This window comes from uncultured Corynebacterium sp. (genome assembly GCF_902782855.1).
In the GTDB taxonomy this organism is placed as follows: domain Bacteria; phylum Actinomycetota; class Actinomycetes; order Mycobacteriales; family Mycobacteriaceae; genus Corynebacterium.
Genome location: NZ_CACZOO010000152.1, coordinates 1 through 2,383, shown reverse-complemented (window position 1 = coordinate 2,383; position 2,383 = coordinate 1). Strand labels below are relative to the sequence as shown.

1 protein-coding gene is annotated in these 2,383 nt (G+C 63.9%); it reads right to left on the bottom strand.

The features are described from left to right. Positions 1–2,279: DUF499 domain-containing protein (locus QZV72_RS07120; RefSeq protein ID WP_297006665.1), on the bottom strand; the 2,279-nt coding region annotated here is incomplete at its 3' end. Between the last annotated feature and the right edge of the window lie 104 nt (positions 2,280–2,383).

Genomic DNA, 2,383 nt, shown 5'->3' with positions numbered 1-2,383 from the left:
TTTGACTCCGGGGAGTTGATCACCTTGACGTTGTCCCGGTTCTTCCGGTTCCAGGAATCGGTGAGTGTACGCAGCCGGGAGGAGATCTCAGCATTCACATCCGCAACGGAGAGCGCCTCGGCCCGTTCGCGTACTGTGCTGGTGATGTTCCGGGCCGTATCGAACCAGTACCGTCCGTTGTTCTCGTAGAAGTACGTCGAATGGTTGGCCAGGGCCTCCAGCGCGCTGTGGAAGTTCCCGAGTTTGTCACCGGGGACGGCGGTTCCGAGGTTGATGTAGCTGCTCTCGATACCGGTACCACGTGAGCGGGGAGCCGCCCCGAGGAACACGGTGTGTGCCAGACGACGGGCGACGTGCCTGGGGCCGAACAGCGAACTCTTGTTGTCGATGCCGCGGGGGACGTCCCCGTCGACATCATGGGTGATGATGGCTTTCCAGTTGTCGTCGAGGTACTGGGTCAGTTCGTTGACCACCGCGGATTCTCCCAGGGGAACATCACCGGGGAGGATCAGTGGCCCGTTGTTTTCGGACTGCCACAGGTGGGAGACGATGGTGCTCATCAGGCGCAGGACGCCGCGGGTTCGCTGGAAGCGGGGGAGGGTGGACCAGTCCTGGTAGAGCCGGTCAAACAGTTCAGGGTGGATGGGGTAGCATCGCTCAATTTTGGACTGGTAGTCCGGCCGAGCGGCATTCGAGGGGAAGTACGTCTCATTTTTCGTGTAGAAGGCCCGGACTGTCGCAGCGATGAGTCGGATCTTCTCCTGGTCCTCGTCACTGACCTCCTGGAAGATGCGGCGGCGGACGATCTCGAAGCTCTCGTTGGCCTCAGCGGGGCGCCACTGCTCGGCCTGCCGGTTGATGATCTGCAGCAGCGCGGTGAGAGCTTCAAGTCCGTTGGCGCCGCCGATCTCCTCGTCGTCGACCATGTCGGAGACGTACTCACCGGGCTTCATCTCGGCGGACGCCGGAATGGAGACCAGGAGCATGCATCGCGGTGTGGCGGCGACGGCTTCCGCGAGGGTCTGGGCGAAGGTCTGCTGGGTGGAGAGGTCACCGCCGGCCATGTCGCTGCGGTTGACGAGCTGGCGGGCGTAGGCGACCCACTCGTCGATGAGGATCACCGCAGGTCCGTAGGTGGCGAGCAGATCGCGGATCTTCCCGCCGGGGCTGGTGCCCGTCTGATCGGCCTCCCGGACGATCTCGTAGCCTTCCATCCCGCCGAGCTGCCAGGCGAGTTCACCCCAGATGGTGTTCACGACTGTTCCGTCCGGCTTGGCCATACCGCCGGAGGGGACGAGGTCGGTACCGACGAGAGCGACGCGACGCACCCCGGTGGGGATCTCTGCCCCGTTGAGGAGCTCCTGCATGTCCTGTGGGAGGGCCTCGGGGTCGAGGCCACCGAAGAGGTGCCAGACGGCAAGCATGGAGTGGGTCTTACCGCCACCGAAGTTGGTCTGCAGGTTGATGACCGGGGAGGCCTTCTCATCACCGCTGATCCGGCCGAGTGCCTTGCCGAGTAGGTCCTTGAGGCCTTCGGTGAGGTAGGTGCGTTCGAAGAAGAGTTGGGGGTCGGTGTATTCGGCGCTAGCGGACACGGTGCTCTGTGGCGTGGTGGATGATTCTGTGACGGCGTGCCGACCGGAGGGCGCGGTGTGGTTGTGTCCGGTGAGACCGGCGACGGTGCGCAGGTCGGCGGCGAAGCCGGAGGCGTTGAAGGTGCCGTTGGCGACGTCGGGGTGCGGTGTGACGATCTCCCGCCAGGGCTGAAGGTTCTCGCCGCTGATGTTGATCTCGGCGTTCCGGTTGGTGCTGTCCTCTTCTTTGCGGTCCAGGAGGATGCGGACGCCGTTGCGCTGGGCGGTGAGTTTCTTCGCGGTCTCCGTGTCTTTCATTGCCGTGGCGAGGCGGACCATCGTGTCAAGGGCGCGGTAGGTGTCGTCGGTGCTGAAGGGATTGCGGTGGGCCCAGTTGTTCCGGGTCTCGCGAAGCTCGGAGGCGAGGGCTTCTTCTGGCCGGTCGAGGAACCTCTTGAGCGGACGCCAGCCGGGCTGGTACCGGTTCGTGGTCCCTTCCGTGATGAACCGGAGGGAGCACTGTGGATCGAGGGCGGAGTACTTCTGGTTGCCACGGCTGCCGGAGCGCTGGTTGTCGGTGTATTCGAGGATGTCGATCCAACTGGAGTTGTCGTCGACGGAGACGACGCGGGTGAGGAACCGGTTGAGGGAGTCTGCGAGAATGTCGAAGCCTGCTCCGACGCGATCGATGTTGCTCTGTGCCATGGTCAGCCTTTCGTGGTGTGGTGTGGGTCGAGGTCAGAACAGGGTGTCGTCGCCGGTGTTGAGCTTGGCGGTGCCGTCGGCAATTGCGGTGCGTGCAGTCTGGG